Source organism: Streptosporangium sp. NPDC000396, assembly GCF_042898655.1.
Lineage (GTDB): Bacteria > Actinomycetota > Actinomycetes > Streptosporangiales > Streptosporangiaceae > Streptosporangium.
This window is the reverse complement of sequence record NZ_JBIAZA010000011.1, coordinates 258,441-280,696: the sequence shown is the minus strand read 5'-3', so window position 1 is coordinate 280,696 and position 22,256 is coordinate 258,441. Positions and strand designations below refer to the sequence as shown.

At 68.3% G+C, this 22,256-nt stretch carries 22 protein-coding genes and 1 tRNA gene; 13 read left to right on the top strand and 10 right to left on the bottom strand.

Annotation, left to right across the window (positions count from 1 at the left end; genetic code table 11):
- The first annotated feature begins 61 nt into the window (after nucleotides 1-61).
- Nucleotides 62-1,870 (top strand): protein kinase, encoded by a 1,809-nt coding sequence (locus ACFY2X_RS20125; RefSeq protein ID WP_389939985.1) that lies wholly within the window; start codon nucleotides 62-64, stop codon nucleotides 1,868-1,870.
- Between the two features lie 192 nt (nucleotides 1,871-2,062).
- On the opposite strand, the gene ACFY2X_RS20120 is transcribed toward ACFY2X_RS20125, so the two are convergent.
- Nucleotides 2,063-3,088, bottom strand: coding sequence for a M48 family metallopeptidase (locus tag ACFY2X_RS20120; RefSeq protein ID WP_389939984.1), 1,026 nt, complete (start codon nucleotides 3,086-3,088; stop codon nucleotides 2,063-2,065).
- A gap of 74 nt (nucleotides 3,089-3,162) precedes the next feature.
- On the opposite strand from ACFY2X_RS20120, the gene nadD reads away from it, so the two are divergent.
- The 6 genes from nadD (at nucleotide 3,163) to ACFY2X_RS20090 (ending at nucleotide 6,859) form a co-directional block, all read left to right on the top strand.
- On the top strand, nucleotides 3,163-3,783 hold the full coding sequence (gene nadD / locus ACFY2X_RS20115) for a nicotinate-nucleotide adenylyltransferase (RefSeq protein WP_389939983.1): 621 nt from the start codon (nucleotides 3,163-3,165) through the stop codon (nucleotides 3,781-3,783).
- A 136-nt stretch (nucleotides 3,784-3,919) separates the two neighbouring features.
- Nucleotides 3,920-4,327: a ribosome silencing factor gene (gene rsfS / locus ACFY2X_RS20110; RefSeq protein WP_389939982.1), complete on the top strand. Its 408-nt coding sequence runs from the start codon at nucleotides 3,920-3,922 to the stop codon at nucleotides 4,325-4,327.
- Nucleotides 4,324-4,956, top strand: a complete 633-nt coding sequence (locus ACFY2X_RS20105; protein WP_389939981.1) for a histidine phosphatase family protein — start codon at nucleotides 4,324-4,326, stop codon at nucleotides 4,954-4,956. Before rsfS ends, ACFY2X_RS20105 begins: the two co-directional genes overlap by 4 nt.
- 124 nt (nucleotides 4,957-5,080) lie before the next feature.
- A tRNA-Ala gene (locus tag ACFY2X_RS20100) sits at nucleotides 5,081-5,153 on the top strand.
- A 150-nt stretch (nucleotides 5,154-5,303) separates the two neighbouring features.
- Nucleotides 5,304-5,456 (top strand): helix-turn-helix domain-containing protein, encoded by a 153-nt coding sequence (locus ACFY2X_RS20095; RefSeq protein ID WP_389939980.1) that lies wholly within the window; start codon nucleotides 5,304-5,306, stop codon nucleotides 5,454-5,456.
- 779 nt (nucleotides 5,457-6,235) lie between these two features.
- Complete coding sequence (locus tag ACFY2X_RS20090; protein ID WP_389939979.1) at nucleotides 6,236-6,859, top strand: arginase family protein; 624 nt, start codon at nucleotides 6,236-6,238, stop codon at nucleotides 6,857-6,859.
- Here the strand turns inward: ACFY2X_RS20090 and ACFY2X_RS20085 are convergent.
- Nucleotides 6,768-7,361: a TetR/AcrR family transcriptional regulator gene (locus ACFY2X_RS20085; protein ID WP_389939978.1), complete on the bottom strand. Its 594-nt coding sequence runs from the start codon at nucleotides 7,359-7,361 to the stop codon at nucleotides 6,768-6,770. The genes ACFY2X_RS20090 and ACFY2X_RS20085 overlap by 92 nt on opposite strands.
- Before the next feature lie 84 nt (nucleotides 7,362-7,445).
- Here ACFY2X_RS20085 and ACFY2X_RS20080 point away from each other — a divergent pair, with 84 nt between their 5' ends.
- Nucleotides 7,446-8,348, top strand: coding sequence for an NAD(P)-dependent oxidoreductase (locus ACFY2X_RS20080; RefSeq protein ID WP_389939977.1), 903 nt, complete (start codon nucleotides 7,446-7,448; stop codon nucleotides 8,346-8,348).
- Between the two features lie 28 nt (nucleotides 8,349-8,376).
- Here the strand turns inward: ACFY2X_RS20080 and ACFY2X_RS20075 are convergent, their stop codons facing one another.
- Entirely contained in the window at nucleotides 8,377-8,514 is a 138-nt protein-coding gene (locus ACFY2X_RS20075) for a hypothetical protein (RefSeq protein WP_389939976.1), read from the bottom strand.
- A 112-nt stretch (nucleotides 8,515-8,626) separates the two neighbouring features.
- A complete protein-coding gene (locus tag ACFY2X_RS20070; protein ID WP_389939975.1) occupies nucleotides 8,627-8,833 on the bottom strand; it encodes a hypothetical protein in 207 nt (68 codons plus the stop codon).
- A gap of 207 nt (nucleotides 8,834-9,040) precedes the next feature.
- On the opposite strand from ACFY2X_RS20070, the gene ACFY2X_RS20065 reads away from it, so the two are divergent.
- Nucleotides 9,041-9,694, top strand: coding sequence for a DUF4360 domain-containing protein (locus ACFY2X_RS20065; RefSeq protein WP_389939974.1), 654 nt, complete (start codon nucleotides 9,041-9,043; stop codon nucleotides 9,692-9,694).
- 293 nt (nucleotides 9,695-9,987) lie between these two features.
- Here ACFY2X_RS20065 and ACFY2X_RS20060 read toward each other — a convergent pair whose 3' ends face one another.
- A complete protein-coding gene (locus tag ACFY2X_RS20060; RefSeq protein WP_389939973.1) occupies nucleotides 9,988-10,554 on the bottom strand; it encodes a hypothetical protein in 567 nt (188 codons plus the stop codon).
- A gap of 287 nt (nucleotides 10,555-10,841) precedes the next feature.
- Between ACFY2X_RS20060 and ACFY2X_RS20055 the strand changes: the two genes are divergently transcribed.
- The gene (locus tag ACFY2X_RS20055; protein ID WP_389939972.1) at nucleotides 10,842-11,342 is read left to right on the top strand and encodes a DUF664 domain-containing protein; all 501 of its coding nucleotides are present in this window, start codon (nucleotides 10,842-10,844) and stop codon (nucleotides 11,340-11,342) included.
- 199 nt (nucleotides 11,343-11,541) lie between these two features.
- Here the strand turns inward: ACFY2X_RS20055 and ACFY2X_RS20050 are convergent, their stop codons facing one another.
- On the bottom strand, nucleotides 11,542-14,421 hold the full coding sequence (locus ACFY2X_RS20050) for a hypothetical protein (RefSeq protein WP_389939971.1): 2,880 nt from the start codon (nucleotides 14,419-14,421) through the stop codon (nucleotides 11,542-11,544).
- On the opposite strand from ACFY2X_RS20050, the gene ACFY2X_RS20045 reads away from it, so the two are divergent.
- Together ACFY2X_RS20045 and ACFY2X_RS20040 are read left to right on the top strand one after the other, a co-directional pair.
- On the top strand, nucleotides 14,420-14,689 hold the full coding sequence (locus tag ACFY2X_RS20045; protein WP_389939970.1) for a hypothetical protein: 270 nt from the start codon (nucleotides 14,420-14,422) through the stop codon (nucleotides 14,687-14,689). The genes ACFY2X_RS20050 and ACFY2X_RS20045 overlap by 2 nt on opposite strands.
- 567 nt (nucleotides 14,690-15,256) lie before the next feature.
- Nucleotides 15,257-15,631, top strand: coding sequence for a hypothetical protein (locus ACFY2X_RS20040; protein ID WP_389939969.1), 375 nt, complete (start codon nucleotides 15,257-15,259; stop codon nucleotides 15,629-15,631).
- 128 nt (nucleotides 15,632-15,759) lie between these two features.
- Here the strand turns inward: ACFY2X_RS20040 and ACFY2X_RS20035 are convergent, their stop codons facing one another.
- Together ACFY2X_RS20035 and ACFY2X_RS20030 are read right to left on the bottom strand one after the other, a co-directional pair.
- Nucleotides 15,760-16,260, bottom strand: coding sequence for a hypothetical protein (locus ACFY2X_RS20035; protein WP_389939968.1), 501 nt, complete (start codon nucleotides 16,258-16,260; stop codon nucleotides 15,760-15,762).
- Between the two features lie 307 nt (nucleotides 16,261-16,567).
- Entirely contained in the window at nucleotides 16,568-17,479 is a 912-nt protein-coding gene (locus ACFY2X_RS20030) for an alpha/beta fold hydrolase (RefSeq protein WP_389939967.1), read from the bottom strand.
- A 265-nt stretch (nucleotides 17,480-17,744) separates the two neighbouring features.
- Here ACFY2X_RS20030 and ACFY2X_RS20025 point away from each other — a divergent pair, with 265 nt between their 5' ends.
- Complete coding sequence (locus ACFY2X_RS20025) at nucleotides 17,745-19,856, top strand: hypothetical protein (RefSeq protein WP_389939966.1); 2,112 nt, start codon at nucleotides 17,745-17,747, stop codon at nucleotides 19,854-19,856.
- Between the two features lie 194 nt (nucleotides 19,857-20,050).
- Here ACFY2X_RS20025 and ACFY2X_RS20020 read toward each other — a convergent pair whose 3' ends face one another.
- Together ACFY2X_RS20020 and ACFY2X_RS20015 are read right to left on the bottom strand one after the other, a co-directional pair.
- On the bottom strand, nucleotides 20,051-20,713 hold the full coding sequence (locus tag ACFY2X_RS20020) for a response regulator (RefSeq protein WP_389939965.1): 663 nt from the start codon (nucleotides 20,711-20,713) through the stop codon (nucleotides 20,051-20,053).
- Nucleotides 20,710-21,999 carry a sensor histidine kinase gene (locus ACFY2X_RS20015; RefSeq protein WP_389939964.1) on the bottom strand — a complete coding sequence of 430 codons (1,290 nt, stop codon included), beginning with the start codon at nucleotides 21,997-21,999 and terminating at the stop codon, nucleotides 20,710-20,712. The genes ACFY2X_RS20020 and ACFY2X_RS20015 overlap by 4 nt, the downstream gene beginning before the upstream one ends.
- Nucleotides 22,000-22,256 lie beyond the last annotated feature (257 nt).

Genomic DNA, 22,256 nt, shown 5'->3' with positions numbered 1-22,256 from the left:
AGAGCGAGCGACCCGGTAGGCACAGCGGTCTTGGACCCATGTGGCCGACGCAGGAGGTCACATGGGTCGTCTCGGGCGCGTCGGCCCCTATACGTTGGTGGAACGCCTCGGCAGAGGCGGCATGGGCGAGGTCTATCGCGCCACCAACCGCCGTGGCGAAAGCGTCGCCCTCAAGGTGCTCCACGACGCAGTCGACGCCGACTCGGAGGCCCGAATACGGCTTGAGCGGGAGGTTCGCGCCCTTCGCAGGGTTGAAAGCCCCTACGTCGCCCGTGTCGTCGACGCCGACCTGGCCTGCGATCGCCCCTACCTGGTCATGGAGCACATCGAGGGAGACACCCTCCTCGACCGCGTACGGCGCGGCGGCCCGCTCAAGGGGACCAGCCTGATCACCATGGCCCAGGGCCTGGCCACCGCGCTGTCGATCATCCACGCGGCCGGAGTCGTCCACCGCGATCTCAAGCCCGCCAACGTGCTGATCAACGCCGGCAACGAGCCCGTCCTGATCGACTTCGGCATCGCCCAGGTCCTCGACGCCACCCGGCTCACCCTGACCGGCACCTTTCTCGGTACCCCGAGCTACGCCGCCCCCGAACTGTTCGCGGACGAGCCGGTGGGTGAGCCCGCCGACGTGCATGCCTGGGCGGCCACGGTCGCCTTCGCCGCGACCGGACGCCCCACCTTCGGCCGGGGCACGGTCGAGGCGCAGATGTATGCGATCCTCAACGGCCAGGCGGACCTTGAGGGTATCCCCGCCGCCCTGCTTCCCCTGGTCCGCGCGGCCCTTCACCGTGAGGCGGCCAAACGCCCCACCGCCGCTCTCCTCGCCGCCCGTCTCGCCCGTCTCGCCCGCGCCGCTTCGACGGGGCCGTCATCCTCGAAGACGGCCGAACCGGTGGGGGAGAAGGCCGGCGCGGCCATGGCGAAGAAGCCCGAGACCCGGGCGAGAGGCGGCGCCAAGGCGGAGGAGCCCTCGCGTGGTGGCCGGTCCGCCGCCAAAGCGGGTGAGTCCGGACAGGGAGCGCGGCAGGGCACCGTGACGGACGGAACCGTCCGCCGGGCACGGCAGGACGCCGGCGCGGACGGGGCCTCTCGTGGCGGGCGACCCACCGCCACGGGTGAGCCGCCCCGTGGCGGGCGCTCCGCCGGGATGGATGGCACCGTACACGATCAGCGTCCGGTTGCGGGCAGAGCAGGGCAGTCCCGTGGCGGGCGGCAGGTCTCCGGGGCGGGTGAGCCGCCCAGGGGGGTTCGGCCGGAGTCCGGAGGGGCGGGGGCGAAGCCTGCCCGAGGGGTGACTGGAAAACGGCGGGCGGCCGGCGAGGGGGCGGGCACCGAGGGCAGGACGGGGCCGCTGCCCACCGGGAACGCGGCCCTGCTCCTGCTGGCGGTGCTGGCCGTTCCGTGCGTGGTGGCCACGGTGATCTGGCCGCTGGCCACCTTCGCCGTCACCGGGGTGTTCGCCGCCCTCGCCCGGGCGATCTGGGCCGGGCACTGGCTGGTCAGAAAGCGCAAGTCAGCCAGGGCACGGGCCGTCCTGCGCGTTGTGAGCTTCCCGTTGACCTTCGTGGTGTCGCTGGTGACCGTGCTGGTCTGGCCCGGACTACCCGCGGCGGGGCTCGCCGGCATCGGTTCGTGGCTCACCCTTGGCGGGTCGCTGCCGCCGGAGTGGTGGCTGCGACCCGCTCCCATCGCCGTCGCAGGTGTCATGTTCGGTGTCGCCTGCGGTGGGGTCATCGGCCGCGAGATCGAACGGGTCGGCCCCGAGATCCCCGAACTCCGCAAGGAGGGGCTGCGTGCCCTCGCCGTGCTGGGCGGGTTCGTCGCCCTGTGCTCGGCGGCCGTGCGCGTGATCGCCCTCCTGGTCTGAGGGCCGCCTCCAGGAGACCTTGGCCGGATGGACGTGCGCCGCACCCGGAAGAAACAGCGCCGCCACGGCGGTCACTGAGATGATCAAGGGAATCCCTGTGAGCCATGATGATAAACCATGACGTCAAGGGCTATGTCGCATTAGATGAGAAAGGCCCAAGGGTTAACCCCTTAGACCTTTCGCGGATTTTACTTAGTTGCCGTCGCGGCGGGAGAAGCGGTTGAAGATGCGCTCCCCGGCGCTGACCGCGCCCTCGGCCACGTCGCGCAGGACGCCGATGAAGGGGTCTTGCGACTGGGACCAGGACTCGCGGTAGGAGCGGGCGGCGGCCTTGACCTCTTCGGAGATCCTGGCATTGGCGTCGTCGGTGCGGCGGAGGTAGTCGCCGCCGAGGATCCGGTCGTACTCCCCGCTGCGGCGCCACTTGTCGAGCTCGGCGACCCGGGAGACCGCGAACGGGTGGGTGGTGCCGAGCAGGTTGAGGACCTTGAGCAGGCCGTCGCGGACGTCGCCCGCGGTGTCGTATTCGCGCGCCTGGTCGAGGAACGCCTCGATGTTCATCTCGTGCAGGCGCGAGCCGCCGGCCAGCTTCATCAGGGCGCGAAGGGCGGCGTCGGGATCCTGGCCGCAGAGCAGGCCGCCACGGTCGGCGGAGAGCTCGGACTTGCGGTGCCATTCCTCCAGGCCCGCGACGATCGCGCGCAGGCCGATGTAGCCGAGCGGGATCCAGGCGACGCGGGTGGCCAGGCGGGTGAGAATGTCCAGCATGGTGCGGTAGACCGCGTGACCGGACAGGATGTGCGCGGTCTCGTGGCCGATGACGAAGCGCTGCTCCGCTTCGTCCATGAGGTCGAGCAGGCCGGTGGAGACGACGATGAACGGGTCGTCGAAACCGATCGCCTTCGCCTGCACCATCGGGCTCTGCTGAACGTAGACCTCCGGAATACGGTGGAGGTCGAGCGTGTAGGCGGCGTCACGGCCCATGTCGTGCAGGGCGCGGAACTGGGTGTCGCTGGTGCGCACGGCCGAGGCGAGGTGGATCAGGCGCAGGCGGCGCTCGCTGATCAGGCCGGACATCTGCTTGAGCACCGTGTCGAATCCGCTGAGCGAGCGCAGGGCGACCAGCGCAGACCGGTCAGCGGGATGTTCGTAGGCGCGCGAGCTGATGCCGGGAAGCTGCACGCGGTTGCGGTCCGGGGTGGTGGTCATGTCCGGCATGCTACGTCGGGGCCGTCCGGCATGCGCGGGGGGTGATTAAAACCTGTGTACGGCTTACGCGTATGGTCCGTTCCATGATGAACGCTCCTACCGGTCAGGGAAAGCGACGTCTGGGCGTTATGGGCGGCACCTTCGACCCCATTCACCATGGTCACCTGGTCGCCGCCAGCGAGGTCGCCCACCACTTCGATCTCGACGAAGTCGTTTTCGTGCCGACCGGACGCCCATGGCAGAAGGCCGACAAAACGGTCTCCGCGCCTGAGGACCGATATCTGATGACGGTCATCGCGACCGCCTCCAACCCTCGATTTTCGGTCAGCCGGGTGGATATTGACCGCCCCGGTCCGACCTTCACCATCGACACGCTGCGAGAGATCGCCGCCACCTGGGGTCCGGACGTCGAGCTGTACTTCATCACCGGAGCCGATGCCCTCGCCCAGATCCTGAGCTGGCGCGATGTCGACGAGCTGTTCACGATCGCGCACTTCGTCGGCGCCACCCGGCCCGGTCACGTCCTGCACGATCCGGGACTGCCGGAGGGCAAGGTCAGCCTGGTGGAGATCCCGGCGCTGGCCATCTCGTCCTCGGAGTGCCGGCAGCGGGTCGCCGCCGGGGAGCCCATCTGGTATCTCGTGCCTGACGGTATCGTTCAGTACATCAATAAACGTGGTCTTTACCGCGACATGCGCCCCTGATCGTGCCGTGAATCCGTTTGCGGCCTGGAATCGGGTGGCGCACGATAGGCGTTGTACTTGTGGTGGCTCTTCGAGAGCGCCGGACCGGGCACCCTGATAGGTGACAACGCCCGCTACAGGAGGACTAACCGACACCGTGACAGCAACCGACAGATCCCTCCAGCTCGTCAGGCTCGCCGCCGAGGCCGCCGCCGACAAGCTGGCCGATGACATTCTTGCCTATGACGTGAGCGATCAGCTCGTCATCACCGACGCGTTCGTGCTCTGCTCCGCAAGCAACGACCGCCAGGTCCGCGCGATCGTCGACGAGATCGAAGATCGCCTGCGGATCGAGGCCGACGCCAAACCCGTCCGCCGTGAGGGAGAGCGCGAGGGCCGCTGGGTTCTCCTGGACTACATCGACATCGTCGTTCACGTCCAGCATGAGGAGGACCGGACCTTCTACGCGCTTGAGCGCCTGTGGAAGGACTGCCCCTCCATCGCCATGCCCGACAGCGTGGCCCGGGTCGCCGCCCAGCGTGCTCGCGAGGCGGTAACTGAGTGAGTCGTCGTGTCGTCTGCTTGAGGCATGGCCAGACGCTGTGGAACGTCGAACATCGTTTTCAAGGCCACACTGACATCCCGCTGGATGCCACGGGCGAGGCGCAGGCGGCCCGCGCCGCCTCGCTGCTCGCCTCCCTCCGCCCCACCATGATCGTCTCCTCCGATCTCCGGCGGGCCTACGACACCGCCTCGGCGTTGGGCCGCCTCGCCGGCCTCGACGTGGCCGTGGACAAGGATCTCCGCGAGCGTGGCGGCGGCGAGTGGGAGGGCCTCACCCGTGAGGAGATCTCCGCCGGCTGGCCCCGCGAGTTCGCCGCCTGGGAGGCTCCGGGAGGCGAGCCGGTCGCCGACGTCGCCGAAAGGGTGTCGTCGTCGATCCGTCGCTGGGCGGCGGAGCTCGACTCCGACGGCATGCTGGTGATCGCCTCCCACGGGGCGGCGATCCGGCTCGGCATCGCGAGGCTGATGGGTCTTCCCGAGGAGCTCTGGCCCGCTCTCGGCGGTCTGGGGAACTGCTCGTGGTCGGTGCTGGAGGAGGGCCGCAAGGGCTGGCGCCTGCTTGAGCACAACGCCGGGACCCTTCCCGAGCCGATCCAGAGCGACGACAGTCCCGAGGCCACGCAGGTCTGATCGCGTGACACGGCCTGCGCTCGAAATGACGGGCGCGAGCCGTACGGCCGTCGATTAGGTGAACGCGGGGATATCCCTATATGCTTCCGAAGCGCCGCAACGAGAGGACTCGGAGCGGTGACTAGGGGCTATGGCGCAGCTGGTAGCGCGCCTCCATGGCATGGAGGAGGTCTGGGGTTCGAATCCCCATAGCTCCACAGGAGGGCCGTTCTTGAAACGGTCTGGGGGATGTTGACGAGATCCCGTCCGATCGACTTGATCGGGCGGGATCTCGTCGTTTTCCGGGTCGGCGTGACCGTCGGCGGGCTCGTCCGGGTGTGTGGCGGCCGTGGAGAAGGGCGCCGGCGGTGTGCGGGTGCCCCACCGCCGTCACCGAGCACGTGCTCGACATCGCCCGCGCCCGCCTCGCCCGCGGGGAGTCGGTCACCGCGATCGCCAGGGCGCTGAAGGTCGGCCGCTTCACCCTGTATCGGGCCCTGGAAGGCGACGACCGGCGGTAGCTCACCAACGCTGGTTTTGTGACCTGCACGTTTGTGGGTCATCTGGTCTCGGAAAGGGATTACTGAGGCGGGTCGAGTCGCAGTGGTGCGGGCCATGAAAACCTGGAGACGGGTGATCGCGATGAGTCGGCGGATGGATCGGTGTCTGAACTGCCGGATGCTGTTGCCCGAGCCGTCACCACGGGGCTGGTCCCGGAAGTTCTGCTGGGACTAAGAAATAAGCCCTCGGTTTCCCAGCGTCTCTCCGAGGCATCCAACCTCAGAGCCAGGGCGTTTTCCGTCGCCGTTTCCTGGCGCCGTCCCGTGCCGCTCCGGGACCGGCTGACCGTAGGCAGCCCTGAGTTCCGGCGGACCCAAGGGTGCATAATCTCCCAGACCACCCCAACGGCCCGATCGCGCCCGCTGGGTTAGCGGGAACTCTGGGGTTTCTCGGGGTCCCGGTAGTGCTGACGAAAGATCCAACAGATAGATATAGCCCTGACCTGCGAGAGCGTGGTTGTCATCCCTCTTCGGCGACCAGAGGACTTCAACCTGGTCGGCAGCCATGTCGTCGGGTGCGCGGGTGTAGAGCTTGAGGTGGCGGTCATTGGTGTAGCCGAAGCGGCACCCCGGCTCAACCCGGTTGCGCCTGGAGGCCTCCGACAACACAAGCCATCCAACATCCCGCTTGAACACTCAATGATTACATTTGATTACTGAGAGTATCGATTGTTTGGTTACGGTTGACGCTTTCTGGCACGCCGGGCCGGTGAATGCGGCGGCGGAATGGAGGCGCGGGCATGGCCTCTCTGATTCCAGGCGGCTGGCAGGCCCGGGTCGACCCCTCGGCTTTCCCGCACCGCAAGCCTGGGCTGATCAATGTGCAGCGCTACCAGTTCGTACCCGCCCATTCGGGTATCGCGACCTTCCTCGGCCTGCCGCTGTGCCTGACCCCTGAGGACCTGTGGGCCGGAGGTGTCGAGGTTGCCGTTGTGGGCGCCCCGGTCGACATGGGCATCGGACGCCGGGGGGCGGCCTTCGGGTCCAGGGCGATCCGCGCGAATGAGTGGGTCGTGGCACGTACGCCGGCGATGCTGATGGACTCCGATACCAGGATCAACCCGTTCAACGAGCTCATCGTCGTGGACTACGGCGACGCGGCCGTCGACGCGATGAACGTGGAGGACTCCATGGAGCCGATCCGCGGCATCGTGCGGGAAGTAGCCGAGACCGGAGCCGTCCCCGTTGTCGGGACTATCGGCCGGTTCTGTCCGGTACGGCATGTGGAATGGTGCGTTGTCCAAGAAGATGGCGTCGTGCCCGGCCGAGTTCCTACTCGGCCACGGACGGGGCGACTTCGTATGAGCCGACCAGGCGGGCCAGCTGTCGGCCCGCCGCCCACAGGGGTTCTTCGCTGCGCCTGACCTGGGCCGTCACTTCGGCGCCTTCCAGGGTGCTGATGATCGTGGTCGCGAGGTCCCGCGCGTCTTCGGTGCGAAGGCCTGAACGTAGCAGCTTGTCGTAGACCAATCCCTCCCAGCTGCGTAGCGCTGCCGCGCACACCTGCTGGATCTCCGAGTCGGTACCCAGTGTCTCCAGCGCCGCCGCGGTGATCGGGCAGCCGTCGATCCAGCCAGACTCGCGCAAGGAGTCGGCGAGCTGCCGGGCGCAGGCCTCCACGGCGGCACCCGGGCTTTGCTCGCTGTCCAGCGCCTCGCGGAGGATGGCCGCGAACTCCTGGTCGCCGTGCTTGATGGCGGCGACTGCGACGGCCTCCTTGCCGTCGGGAAAGAAGTGGTAGACCGAGCCGAGCGTGGCCTGCGCCTCCTTGGCGATCTGCTTGATGCCCGTACCGACATACCCCTGGCGCTGCATGAGACGAGAGGCGGCGATGATGATCCGATCCCGGGTGCTGGTCTGGTCCATGCTCTCAGCATAGTAGTTAGAGCGTTCGTTTTAGAGCTGTGCTACGGTCTACTCGCTCTCTAGGTAGAGCGTTCGTTTTAGTCGTTGAGCACATCCACCATGGAGGTCTTCATCGTGAACAGCAGGCAGCCCGTGACCGTCATCGGCCTCGGCCCCATGGGACAGGCGATGGCCGACGCCTTCCTCGACAAGGGCTATCGGGTCACCGTCTGGAACCGCACCCCTTCCCGCGCCGACGCACTGGTCGAGCGCGGCGCCCTGCTCGCGGGCAGTGTTGAGGAGGCGCTGAGGGCCAACGAACTGGTGATCTTGAGTCTCACCGACTACGACGCGATGTACGCCGTGCTGGAACCGGCATCGCACGCCCTTTCCGGCCGTGTGCTGGTCAACCTCAGCTCCGACACCCCGGACAAGACCCGCGCGGGCGCCCGGTGGATCATCGAGCACGGCGGGGTCCACCTCACCGGTGGCGTCACCGTGCCGCCGTCGGGCATCGGACAGCCCGAGTCGTCCACCTTCTACAGCGGCCCCCGCGAGCCTTTCGAGGCACACCGGCCCACCCTCGAAGCCCTGACCGGCACCGACTTCAGGGGCGAAGACCCCGGGCTGGCCGCGCTGTACTACCAGATCGGCATGGTCATGTTCTGGACGTCCATGCTCAGTTACTGGCAGGCCATCGCCCTCGCCGACGCCAACGGCCTCACCGCGGCCGACATCCTGCCGCACGCCACCGAGACCATGGCGACGATGCCGAACTTCTTGTCCTTCTACGCGGCCCGCATCGACGCCGACGAGCACGGCGGCGACGTGGACCGCCTGGCCATGGGCATGGCCAGCGTCGAGCACGTCCTGCACACCAACGCCGACGCGGGCGTCGACACCGCGCTTCCCGCCGTCCTAGTCGACCTGTTCCGGCGCGGGATGGACGCAGGACACGCGGTCGACAGCTTCTCCAGCCTGGTGAAACTGATGAAGAAGGCGGGTTAGCAGTCCGTGTCCACCCTGTGGCGCTCGTTCACCGGGTGGGCGCGACCCTGCAGACGATGAGGATCCGCTCGTCCTCCGGCAGGAACCGAGACGAGATGGCGTCAGTGTTCTGCTCCTCAGCGATCGGCGGGTACGTGTGCTCGCGCCCCGCTCGATCGACCACCATCCGCCCGTACCGCCGTGCTGGCGGCCGCAGTGGCCGCCGATCGCGCCTCCAGGGCCACCTGTGCAGAGATCGCCGCCGTGCTCGATGTCAGCGTCGACACCGCTGCGCGTCACTACCGTGCTTTTTCTTGTTCCGGGTCCTCACGAGCGGCGAGGTGCTCGCGGTCGGCGCCTCGCATGCTGTGCACGGCATCGCCCAGCGCATGGCTGAGGCCGACCTGCGGCTCTTCCTTGATCTTCACCCGGGTCGCCAGGTCGCCTGATTCGTGCTCCTCGGCGTCGTAGACCTCATAGGGCTGATCGAATTTCCCGACGGCCATGCCCGCGATTGTGAACCGGGCGATTCGCCGAGAATATATCCAAAATTCGACTCTCAAGGCGAAGCGGAAATCGACTGGCAAATCGAGCTGTGCTCGCGATTCGCTGCCTTCCTTGAATCACTTTTTGATCGATGCGACGTGGTTGTCGTTGACGCATAAAACGCACGCGTCCAATGTGGAAGCGCACCAAACGAAAAGGGGATATTCATGCTTCGCGTTTTAGTCGCCGGTGGCGGCGCAGCGGCACTGCTCGCCGCCTCGCTGATGTCCGGTCCCGCCGCCCAGGCCCTGACCCCCGACGTCGATCCGCCCGGCCGTTTCACCGTCGGACTGGTCAGTCTCAACGGATCCGGTTGCCCCATCGGCACCGCGACGGTCTCCACCTCCCCGGACTACACCGCCTTCACCGTGGCTTACAGCAAATATCTCGCCCAGGTCGGCATGGGTGCCAAACCTACCGACTTCCGCAAGAACTGCCAGCTCACCGTCCAGGTGAACGCCCCTCAGGGGTACACCTACGCCGTGGTCAAGGCTGACTACCGCGGTTATGCCTATCTGGCCCCCGGCGCCCGCGGCCAGCAGCAGGCGAGCTACTACTTCCAGGGAATGTCGAACACCTCCAACGTCGCGCGCTCCTTTTCCGGCCCGATGGACGACAACTGGCAGGTCACCGACGCCACCAACGTCGAATCCCTGGTCTGGTCGCCCTGCGGCGAGATCCGCAACCTGAACATCAACACCCAGTTGAAAGTGAACGCCGGTGCCTTTGATCCGGCTGCCACCAGTTTCATGACCATGGACTCCACCGACGGCAGTTTCAAAACCATCTACCACCTGTCATGGAGACGGTGCACCACCTGAGATGCTCTCACCGGCGGCCTGCCGCGGGATCCGGGCTTGGCGAACCACCGGGCATTGCGCTCGGGTGCGGGGCCTGCGGAGGTCGCCGGTGCGGCCGGGCTGAAACGCGCCGCCCGGGTGTTGATGCGCCGACCGACCGCGCCCGGCGCCGACGGCCTCACCTGGGCCCCGCTACCGCAACGGCCTCGATGAGCGGGCCCGCCGACCTTTCGGCCTGATTGCACGACGGCTCTTGGCAGCCGGGCTCGGCCCGGCTGCTGACCGTTCTGTCGTGAGGCAGGAAAAAGCTGCTGTTAGCAATTGAGGGTGGCGGTGGTCCGGGGCCGGCCCGAGGCGGGGTCCAAGGCCACGGGGAATGTTCGCCCGTCGGCCACCCGGATCTCAACCGAACTCGGCCCCGTCCACTTGACCGAGTCGAAGGCGTCATCGGGGATGTCGTCGTTGAAGCAGCCGAGGTCCCACTCCCTGCTGAGCAACCCGCCGTCCCTGCGGACGCTGAGCCACATCACCGTGTCCGGCCCGAGACCCGCCAGCGACTGCTGAAGCCGGATCCTGTACGGGGCCGGCCCGTCGACGAAGCCGGCCTCCTCGGTGGAGGTGAACACAAGGGCGACCCACCCTCCGAACAGCGCGGCACTCGCGCCCAGCCCGGCAAGGATGATGATCACGACGCGTAGCCACATCCACCGCAGCCCGACGGCGGCCAACGCCATCAGGAGGCAGGCCAGCACACCGAGCGCGAACGGGTGGTTCAGGTGTTCCCTCAAGAGCACCAGGTCGGAGTCGTGGAAGTACGCCAGAGCTGCGAGGCCGCCCGCGCAGAGCGAGGCGGCCAGCAGCACGAGTGAGCGAGCAGACATCACGGATCCCATCGGTGAGGTGCCACCGAGATCATGACAGCATCGCGGTGCCGTAACCGCGCAGTGCACGGGATCTCGACGAAACCCGCACAGCCTCCGGGGTGGGTCGTTCTTGAAACGGCCGGACTGAAGTTGACGGGATCCCGTCTGATCATCACGATCAGGCGGGATCCCGTCGTTTCAGGGGCTTCCGAGCCTGGTTCGGCGGGGTTTGGGACCTTGGGGGACGGGCGTGGTGGAAGGCTCGGGTGCTGTCGCGCGGCGGTGCTGGTGCGGTGCATAGGCCGATGGGCATAGCGAAGCCCGCGATCGGTGTGGCGCAGCGTGTCGATGATCCGGTTTGGGGGTCAAGTCTCCGGCGGTGGTCTCCCCGTTCTCGCTGCTGGCCGGGCAGCGGTCTGATCCTTGAGCTCGGTGATGGTGTCGTCCGGCGCGGGGGCGGTTTCGGGCTGGTTCGCCATCTCACCGATGTCGAACGCACCTGGTTCCGTCGCCGTTTCGCCGCCCAGCCCGTGCCGAGCCTCTATAGCCGGCCCGACAAGCCGGATGCCGCCTTCGACGAGGTCGATCCCGCGCGAGCGGCCGAAGACCTGGCCGCCTTGATCGCTGAGCAGGACGCCGCCCGGCAGGCCACTGCGGACATGCCGTTTGATGCCGTTTTCGTCAGCCCTCGCTGGGGTCCGATGTGCCTGCGATGGGCCTTCGTCCACATGAACGGCGAATACGCCCGCCACAACGGCCATGCCGACATCCTGCGCGAACGAATCGACGGAACCATCGGCACATAGACAAGAACCAGCCCAATCCCGGGAAACGATCAACGGCCCCCTCTTACCTCGCAGGCCAGGCCCACTTGTGAACACCCCGCTATTGGGTCGAACGGCGAAGACGAGTCAAACCACCCATTGACGGGTATACGCTCCGGCTGCTCACCAGGCAGAGCGGGCGCAGTGATGCGCTCCGACTACCCGCCGAGTTCCGGGCACTCTAGGCGCGCGTCCGCATCGCGGCCTGCCCCTGTCCGCCGAGCAACTGCTCGTGCAGGGCGCGGGCGGCGCGCACGAAGCCGCTCGACCCCTTGCGGGCCGCCACCTCCGCAACCGCGGGGACGGGGCCGCACGCTCTGGCCCAGCGTGCGGCGTCGATCGCGAAGGAGAGCGCTTGGGTGTGCCCGGAATACGGCCGCTCGTCCGGTCCCGGCAGGTAGACGGGCAGCAGCCCGGTCATGATCTCCCACACCTGCCGGTGCGCGCCCTGTTTCGCGCATTCCTCCAGCGCCGAGCGTACGTGGCTCATCTTGGTCACGTCCCTGCGCAGGGACAGCCCGAGCTGCCGTCCGCACTCCACGGTAGGCAGGCAGTCGGCGGCGGCTGCGCCCAGCAGCAGCCGTCGGCCGCGCTCGGGCCAAGCGAACATGCCGCGCTCGGTCAGCTGAACGGCGATCAGCAGCGCCATCGCCTCGCCCACCGGCCCGTCCTGGGAGAACAGCGCGGCCACGTGCTCGTGGAAGTAGCCGGGCCGGTCCCAGGTGTTGAGCAGGTGCGGCAGGAGGTGCATGGCCACCGCCTCCCGGTCCGAGGGCAGCGTCAGCCGCCAGGACTCCATGTACACGCCGTCGCCTTCGCCCGTCCAGGGACACGGATCGGACAGCAGCGCGTCGATCAGCGCCAGCCCCGTCGGCTCGATCCGGATGCGGGGGTGCAGCCGGGGACTGTGCCCGCCCTTCTGCCGGTCGTGCGTGTAGTCGCCGCCGGCGTGCGACCAGTCCACGCGCAGCTCTGGCTCCGGCCGGTCGGCCAGCCAGCGCGCCAGCGTGGCGCCCGCCTCCGAGGTCAGCTTCCCGGCGCGGTCGATCACCTCCGGGTCCACCTCGCGCGGCAGCCGCAGCAACGCCTGCCCCAGGTCGGAAGGGAGGGCCTGGACGCCGACCCGCTCGTACCCCTCCAGGCGGGCCACCAGCTCGGCGGGATCGAGGTGGCCGGAGGTCAGGGTCGGGGTGGCCAGCAGGTACGGCGGCAGCGTCCCGGCCTTCAGCGCGGCGTGGACCTCGGCGCAGCGCAACAGCATGGCATAGTGCGGCGGCGAGACGCGGCGTGGGTCCGGCAGCCGGTCCCGCGGCTTGTCCTCCTCCTCGTCACGGTCTCTCCAGTGGCCCGACGAAATGATCGACACGTTCAGGACTTCTGCTTCGAGCGGCGGGCACTCCTCGAAGTGCTCCAGGTTGCCCAGCGGAATGCCGCTCTCCGTGAGGCCCGCGGCGATGCTTTCTCGCAGCTCGGCGGGCAGCCGGCCGAAGTCCACCTCGACGTCGCCCTCGGCGGTGCGCACGCCGATGACGTGCCTGGCGTACTCGGGAGCACGTTCGGGCTCGGGGATGGGCGGTTCCTCTCCGGGGTTGGTGGCCTCGCGTAGCAGCGCCTCCGTCCACTCGTCGAGGCGGCACCACTGGCGCTGCTCGTAGATACGGCCCCGGCCGGGACGCGGCCGCTTGGACGGGTCGCGGACGAAACCGTCGAGCCACCGCTCGAAGGTGATGCCGTCGCCGACCTGGTCGTAGGTGGCGGTCAGGTCGTCGAGCGCCGACGGGAACGGCTCGCGGGCGAGCGGCTCGAACGGCGGCAGCGGTCCGGGCTCGAAGTCGTCGGCCACCTCCGGCTCGGCCGCCACCACGCCGTACGCCTCCGACAGCCGCGCCGCCAGCTCGGCGGGCAGGACGCTCGCCGCCTCGCGCACGGCCTCGGCCCCGGCGGGCGTGAAACGTCCGGCATGCTTGACGGCCAGGCGCACCGTGCGCTCGCGCACCTCGTACGACTCGCACAGGAATGCCGAGGCGAGCGCCGCGGCCAGGTCGTCGAAGTCGTCGGCTGCGTCACGGGCGGCCTGGTCCAGTAGGGTCAGGCCGGCGCGTACGAGCTTGCCCTCGGGGCGGAACAGCAGCGCCGACACCGCCTCATTGACCTCCTCGCCGCTCAGCTCGCCCGCGCCGCGCAGCTGCCGCAGCGCCAGCTCGGCCACCGGGCCCGGCGCGGCGGGCAGCAGCCGCAGGTAGTCGCGGGTGCGTTCCTTGCTCGGCGCCGGGGCGAGCATTTCGTGCAGGCGGGCGAAGAAGCGCAGGTCGGTGGCGCTGCCGCCGCGCAGGAACCGGCGTACGCAGCCGTCGACCAGCGGCTCGGGGGCGAAACGGCCGGCCGCGACCGCGGCGCGCAGGGCCCCCAACCAGGTGCGGCGGCTGGGGTCCCAGAAGGGCGGGTCGATGTTGTCCTCGCGCAGCGCCCGGCCCACGCCCTCGGCCTCGAACAACCGGGGCACCAGGTGCTCGGCCAGCGGATCGTGCTCCAGGTCCGGCGGCTGGGACACCCAGACGGTCGTGAGCGGATCGTGGTCGGGCGGGACGGCGTCGGTGCGGCGCAGCAGCTCCAGGGCCAGCGGCACGCTGTCGTCCCTGGCCTGGGCCCGGCTGCCGCGCAGCCGCAGGGCCAGCCGTACCGCGAGGTCGGACTGCCACTGCGGTGGCCGCGCGGCGATCACACGCAGCAGCGGCCCGGAGTCGAGCGGCCGCCGCCAACGGGTGAAGTCGCGCCGGTAGAGCCAGGTCGCGACGGCCGCCGCCCCGCCGAGCACACCCGCACCGGCGACCCGCATGGGCTCGATCCATTCCTCGCCGGTGGTCCATACGCCCCGGCGTCGGTCGCGTTCCGCGATCGCTTTCCTGGCGACGCTGATGTGGCCGGGCAGCTCGCGAGCCACCTCACGGCGCCCGGCCTCGTCGAGGGCCAGCACAGCGTCCGCGACCAGGGCCGGGTCGCCGGCGGTGATGGCCGTGCGCACGCCCGGCCAGGCCCCACTCTCAGGGGGGTGTGTCGTCATGCCGCACACCGTAGAGATCGGCTCCGACAGAACCGGATCATCCGCAGTGGTGGCCGCCCGGCTGCGGCAGGTCCTGGACACGACGAGGTGGCGCGAGCGGTGCGCCTCGGCCGATCCCGTGAACAGGTCGCCGTATTTCCACAGCACGCTGTGGCCCTCTGGTCGCCGCGACCAGTTACCGGGCGCCGATCCGTCGATCGCCAACGCCCTCGCCGTCAACATGCCGAAGCTGCCCTGCCGGAGCGCAGGTCAGCGGTATTTTCGTTGAAAATTTCTTGATTGCCGCAACTGCCGCCTATCAAGCCGAATAGCACCGAACAGGCACATCGCAGGCGAAAATATCGCTCTCCCATGCTCGTCTCGCCGATCAAGAATTGATCAATGGATTGACGATGGCGATGAAATTCCCAGACGGTCCGGCGACCAATCTCAGCCGACGCCGAGCCGGGCGGCCGCTGTAGCGCCCCGCATTCGCGTCAACGTTCCGTTGGCGTCCTCCCGTTCGGGGTCGGCTCACTCTCTGTGGTCGGCTCAATGCGGGCGCGTCGGTTCAACGGAATTCCGTTGGTAGTTCTGACTCTGGCGTGATAGCTGGCACTGAGGTACGCTCCAACTCGAATGTTCATTTCTCTGAAGCCAATCCCGATCAAGGTATTGGGTTCATTGCGAAGTTTCACGGCGGAGCGTTGTCATCTTTGCCTGCCGCGTACAGAAATAATGCACACAGGACAAGTGATCATGAACGCCCGGGAGAGCTGCAATGTAGGAGAAAAGGGGGATTATGAAATCGACAACGGCCAGGTCGACTGCCCGTGTGAGCATACTGTGCGCATCGTTGATCGCCACGGCAGTGGTGCCCGCGGGGGCATCACTGGCGGCCGCAAGCGCTTCGTCGGCCAATGTGCCCGAGCGGGCCTGTAGCCGCGATGGCGATATATGCAATATCACTTGGGGGAACGGCGCCTACGTCGATTTCGTCGAAGCGCAGAGAGGCGGACCACTCCTCGGGAGGACCGGATTCTTCGAGGTGTTCGCCCGGAACAACTGGAAGAAGACCGACATTACTACGCCGGATCCAGTCCGCTTCATTAACATTGGCAGGAACTTCGCGCAAGGCGAACTGATCTGTCTCCGGTTCTTCCAGCGCAACAGCGATGGCAGTTTCACGCAGAAATCGGGAAACGTTTGCACATCGATACCTATTGGATGACATAACCTCAGGGCGGCACGACTCGCGGCGCCAGTCCTTGTCGCTTCAACCTGTCACTCGGCAGTAATCACATCAACTCGGGAATTCGGGGTCGGCGCGGACCTGACGGCAAAAGCGGCCGGCCGGTGTCAGCCGGGGAGCAGGGCGGAGAAAACGTAGAGCGCGAAGAACAGGGCGACGCATATGACGAGCAACCGCCTGGGGAAGTGCGGCACGGTGAGCCGGGCGGCGAGCGGGTAGGCGATCACGCCGCTGAAAACGATGAGGAAGAGGGTACCCAGGATGGCGACGGGCCACAGGGACGACAGCGCTTCGGCAAATCGCCAGATCGCCACCAGGAAGAGGGCGCCCAGGATGGCGACGGGCCAGGTCGGCCGTACTCGCAGGAGATACAGCAACGGCCAGGCGAGGACGATCGCGATCCAGCGCCCGATCACCCACGTCTCAACAAGGAATATGAGACATCCGGTGTAGTGCCCGCATCGCGGAGAGTCCCTGAAGAGGGCGGCCATGAGGGCCGCCCACGCCAGGAGGCCGACGGGGAGAATGATCCCGACCGCGCCTGCCATGACCATCCGCTTGGTGGATTCCTCGCCTGTCGACGGTGCGTTCACCTTTGATTCGGCCATCTGCGAATGGTGACATATAGGGTGTTATCTAGCTATAGAAAGAAATCGACTTGATATTTTTCCGTCATCGACGGGTGACTCGACACGTCCGGCCGACCTCGGATCGCATGGGCTCGACTCCCTGATTATCGGCGCGGGAACGACAGCTGTACAGGTGCAGGTGTTTGCCGGCGTGGAATGTCGACAATGGATCCGAGGGGGCGATCGCTTCTCCTTTTATGGTGGGTGTGATTGAAGTGCGCTCTCAAGTGCGAGCCGGCGCTTAAGGCCGCCCTCTTCGCCGTCTGGCTTGTTCACGCGGGCCTCGTCAGCGTGTGGACGTGTGTCCGAGGACGATCTCGGCGATCTGGCGGGGTAGCCCGGGGGAGAAGAATCCGTGTCCCATGCCGGGGATCGTCAGCAGGCGCGCGTCGGGCACTTGCCTGGCGACGGCCTGACCATGTGGCAGGGGGAGGAGCGGGTCGTCGGTGCCGTGGACGACCAGGGTGGGTGCGGTGATCGAAGACAACGGGGCGAGCCTGTCGCCGGTCATCCGCCGTGCGGCGAGGTCGTGATGAGCGGCGGCGGCGTGGTCGCCGGCCCGGTCGTAGGAGACCTCGACATATCGTCGCGCGGCGGGCTCGTCGAAGGGTAACGCCTCACCGTTGAGCACACGCCAGGTCTCCAGGTCCGCTTCGATGCGTTCCTCGCGCGCCGTGACCGGCGTGCTCACCAGGCGCGTCAGATGGCGCAGGAATCGCGGCGCGGGCGGTGGCAGCTCGTCGGGGTCGGGTGCCTGTCCGGCCATGGCCCGTGCCCAGGCGGGGCCGGCGTTGTTGCCCATGGGAGAAGTCATGATCGCGGTGAGGGTCAGCACGCGCTCACGGCGATGCACCGCAAGCCACTGACCGATGGCGCCGCCCAGAGACGCCCCCACGACGTGCGCCGCGGCGACCTCGTGCGCATCCAGCACCGCCACGGCGTCGGCGGCCATGTCTGCCAGCGTGTAAGGGCGCGTCGCGAAGTCGACGCAGTCGGAGCGCCCCGTGTCACGATGATCGAAGCGGATCACCTGCCGGCCCCCTTCGACGAGTGCTTCCACCATCTCGTCCGGCCAGCCGATCCCCTGAGCCGAGGTGCCCATGATCAGTAGCACCGCCGGATCCGTCGGATCGCCGAACCGCTCGGTCCACAGCCGCAGATTCCCAGAAGTGGCGAATTTACCGCTCCCTATAACCATGGCCGCGAATATACAGAGATTCTTTATTTTTGCGAAATCAATGACTGGAGGCGCAAAATGAGGGCCAGTGCATGAAATTAATGATATAATAGAAATAAGCAAAAACGATGATTGGCTGCTTCCTCCTCGACTGCGACCGGGCGGGCATGGGACCTCATCTCCCACGGATGCGACAGGTCCGTGGGCTGCGCGTGGCGTCCACGTGGTGATCACGCGCCCGGAAAATCCGCGGAGCGCGGCGTGTTCCGGCTATAGAGTGCCGTTCGTGGACATTCTGGAAAGCCTCGTTATCGCCAGGCGGCTGCGCATTCCCGTCGACACCCCTGCCGACTCCGCGCAGGGCTGGGGAGAGGTGGCTGCCCGCCAACTCGACGCCGCGCTGCTGAGCGTCGGCTTCAAGTGCTCGGCGGCCCTGCTCGAACGCCTGGCGGGGCTGCGCGGCGAGACCGTGGTGGATCTCGGAGTGCGGGTTCTGGCCACCATCCGTGGCCTGGTGGGCGACCATGTCCAGCACAACGCCTACTTCATCGACTTTCCCGCGAACGTGCCCGACACCCTGGAGTTCTGGGCCGGCCTGCTGCGTGAGGCCCTGCTCGACCCGGTCGCCGCCGCGCGCGTCCAGCCGCCGACGCTCGACCTGCTGACCCTGCCGGGCTATGGCCGCTACCAGCACACCTACGCCGACCTGCTGGCCGCGCACGCCGAGCTGATCCCGCTGGCCGGGGATCGGGTGACCGTTCTGGAGCTGGGCGGGAGCCTGGAGTCGGAGGCGCGCGAGCTCTACTTCTCGCTGGCGGGCTCCGAGGCGCCACTGGCCGCCGAGGACCTGGCGGCGCTGCGTTCCCTGGCCTCGTTCTGCACCGACCAGCCGGAGCGCATCCCCGTGCGCGAGAACCGCGCCGTCGTCAACGAGGCACGGCTGGCCACCGGCCGTCCCCTGCTCGTCGACACGGTGACCGACGTGCTCCGGCTCGCCTGCGGATGCTCCGGCGGCGATGTCACGCTGACCACCCCCACCAGGTTCCGCTCGTTCCGCCGCGCCGAGCGCCGCACCCTCCTGCAGGCCCTGGACACGGTCGCCTCCCCGGCCAAGCTCGGCGACGTGCCGCGCCACCGGGAACAGTGGAAGCGGCTCGGCGAGCGCCTGCATCCCCACGAGTACCCGCAGTTCCCCCGCGCCGCCCGCGTCTTCGAGGTGGCCAGGGGCGTGCGCGAGGCCGCCGGCATCGGCAGCCGGGTCGAGGCCGCCCTGTCGGCGGGCCGTACCGCCGATGCCGTCGAGCTGCTGGAGAACGCCCCCGGTGCGCTGCTGCGCCGCCTCGACCACCTGCTGCGGAGCGGCCTTTCCGAGTCGGTCGTGCTGGACGCCGCGGAAAGAGCCGCGGCGGGTGCCTCCGGCCGTGTCCTGCTGTCCCTGCGCGAGCACCTGCAGAACCGGCTCGTCCCCGCCGCCGGCCGCGTCTTCACCAACCGGCACGGGAGGGCATGGGCGACACCCGACTCGCGCTCGCCGCTGGAGGAGAAGGTCCTGTCGCGGGCGCTGGCCGTTCTGGACGAGGAGATCATCCGCCGCCTTCCCGACACCGGCGAGCTGATCGTCGACCCCGACGTGCTCGACGTCGCCCTGCCGCTGTCGGGCAAGGCCGTCTCGCCCGGACTCGGCGTGCTGCCCCGCGGCTCCCTCTCCACGGTGGACGGCGAGCTGCTCAGGTTCTTCGTCCACTGGCGCCAGGCCGAGCGGCGCACCGACTACGACCTGTCCGCGCTCATGCTCGACGATTCGTACGGCGGTGCGATGCAGATCTCGTGGACGAACTACGGCAACGGCTTCACCGAGTACTCCGGCGACCTTACCGAGGCTCCCCACGGCGCGTCGGAGTTCATCAACATCCGTCTCGCCGACGCGACCCGGCCGATCATCATTCCCCAGGTCAACATCTACTCCGGGGAGCCGTTCGACGAGGCCGCCGAGGCGTTCTTCGGCTACATGACGAGGGACGCCGCGCAGGAAGGCAGGCCGTTCGAACCGCGCACCGTGCGTATGAAGTCCGATCTGCGAGGATCCGGCCGGATCGCCCTGCCGCTCGTCTTCCTCCGCGGCGACGACGGCGGATGGCGGGCGAAATGGCTGCATCTTTATCTGAAGGGGCATCCCGGTTTCAACCAGGTGGAGGGCAACCGGGTCACCGCCTCCCTGCTGGTGCGCTCGATCGTGGAACGCGACTACCTGCGGGTCCGCTACCTGGCCGACCTGCTGCGCACGAAAAGCTCTTCAGCGGCGCACGTCACCTACATCGGGCTGGAGGCTCCGGCCGACCTCCCGCCGGGGTCGCGGGTGTACACGCCCGCGACACTGCACGAACTGATCCCCGCCTGATACGGTGAACACCGCGAGGCCATGGGAGGGCTTCCTTCTCAAGCTTTCACTTGATCTTCTAGGCTTCCCGCTTTCCTCGCCCCGGTCGTGAGGCCATTCGAGGGCTTCCTTCTCAACCTGGTTCGATTCCAGGTAGGCCCCATGGGCCTACTGGTATATCTAGCTCCCGAGCCTTCCTCACGACCGGTCAATCGCTATGCCGGGCGCATGAGCCGGTTCTCATAGGCGAAGACCACGGCCTGCACCCGGTCACGCAGCTCCAATTTCAGCAGGATCCGGCCCAGATGCGTCTTCACGGTGGCCTCCGAGAGGTGCAGGCCGGCGGCGATCTCGGTGTTGGACAGGCCGCGGGCCACCTCGATGAGAACTTCTCGCTCGCGGGGAGTGAGCCGTTGCAGCCGCTCGTCACTCGCCGGGACGTCGCCGCTGGGAAGCTGGTGGGCGAAGTTCTCCAGCAGGCGGCGGGTGATCCGCGGGGAGACCACCGCGTCGCCCGCGGCGATGTTCCGGATCGCCGCGAGCAGTTCCTCGGGCAGGGCGTTCTTGAGGAGGAAACCGGACGCGCCGGCCTTGAGCCCGGCGAAGGCGTATTCGTCGAGGTCGAAAGTGGTGAGGATGAGGACCCGGGTCTGCCGGCAGCTCCGGGTGATCCGACGGGTCGCCTCGATCCCGTCGGTGCCGGGCATCCGTACGTCCATCAGGACGAGGTCGGGGCGCAGCTGCCGCGCGAGGCGTACGGCTTCGGCGCCGTCCCCGGCCTCGCCGACCGCCTCCATGTCCGGCTGGGCCTCCAGGACCATGGTGAACGCCATGCGGAGCAGCGGCTCGTCGTCGACGAGCAGGACGCGGATCGTCATGCGGCTCCCTCCCCGGCCATGCTGAGGTCGAGGCGTGCCGAGACCCGCCAGCCTCCGCCCGGGAGCGGGCCGGCTTCCAAGGTCCCGCCGTACACGGCCACGCGCTCGCGCATGCCGGGGATGCCGTGCCCGGACGAGGGGCCGGCGGTACGCGCGGGGCGGCCGTCATCGGTGACGTCGAGGGTGACGGCCTCGGGCGCGCAGCGCACCCGGACCTCGGCCCGAGTGCCGGGCGTTGTGTGCTTGAGGGCGTTGGTCAAGGCTTCCTGAACCAGTCGGTAGACGGTGAGCTGCGCGGCGGCGGGGACATGGATGGGATCGCCTTCCAGGTCGAGGCGGGTCGGAAGCCCGGCTGCCCGCATCTGGTCGGTGAGGGACCCCAGCTGTGCGATGCCGGGCATCGGGTGGCGCAGCGCGTCCGGCTCGTCGGCCCGCAGGAGGCCCAGGAAACGCCGCATGTCGGTGAGGGCCTGACGTCCGGTTCCGGAGATCTGGCGCATGGCGGCGGTCGCCTTGCCGGGTGAGCGGTCCTGCGCGAAGACCGCGCCGTCGGCGAGCGCCACCATGACGGACAGGTTGTGGGTGACGACGTCGTGCATCTCGCGGGAGATGCGGGCCCGTTCATCCGCCACCGCGAGCTTGGCCTGCTGGTCGCGTTCACGTTCCAGGCGAACCGCCCGGTCCTCCAGAGATGCGAGGTAGGCGCGCCTGATCCGGGTGTTCACGCCGATGACGGCGACGGCGACGGCCACGGTGGTCAGGAAGACGGCCGAGTTGAGGAACGCGCCGTGGGGTGCCGCCCAGCGCGCGGAAGCCAGCAGGACGCCGGTTTCGAGGATGGCTCCGGCCATGAGCGTGCGGCGCCAGGTGGAGTGCGCGGCCACCGTGTACAGGGCGACCAGCAGCGCCACATCGGTCAGCAGCTGGAGGCCGATGAGCCACTGGACGAAGGCCGCGGCCGCCACCGCGCAGAACACCGTCAGGGGCGCGCGGCGCCGCCACACCAGCGGTGCGGACAGGGCCACGTAGAGGATCAGGGGGACAGGGGGGCCTTGGTAGACCTCGCCGTTGAGGCCGACGGTCACGAAAAAGAGCGCGACCGCCAGCAACGCGTCGAGCGCCACCGGCGGGAGCCGGGATCCCGCCCGGAGCAGGGAGCGCACCGGTCGCGCCGTCTCCGTCATGGTCACCGCCCCACCGGTCATCACACGTCCTGTCGTTTCCAGGGCGTCGCGGCCCCGGCCGGGGCCGCCGCCCACAGACGGAAGACGGTGAGCCCGGCTCATGGCGTCACCATAGTCGGCTCCCGCAGGCAGGCGGCAAGCGCGCGGACGGCCCGGCCGACCGGCCCGCGTCAGCCTGAAGTCGTACGCGGATTTCCCCGGAGAGGTGCCCGGCGAGGCCCCGCCAGGAAGAACCGGCTGGTCAGAGGTGCGGTGGTCGGCAGCCTCAGAGGCGGGAGGGAGATCACTCGGCGGCTCCGGAAAACCCGACCGGGGGCTGACGCGCCGGGCCGGCCGTGCGCCCTAGCTTCGTACCCCGT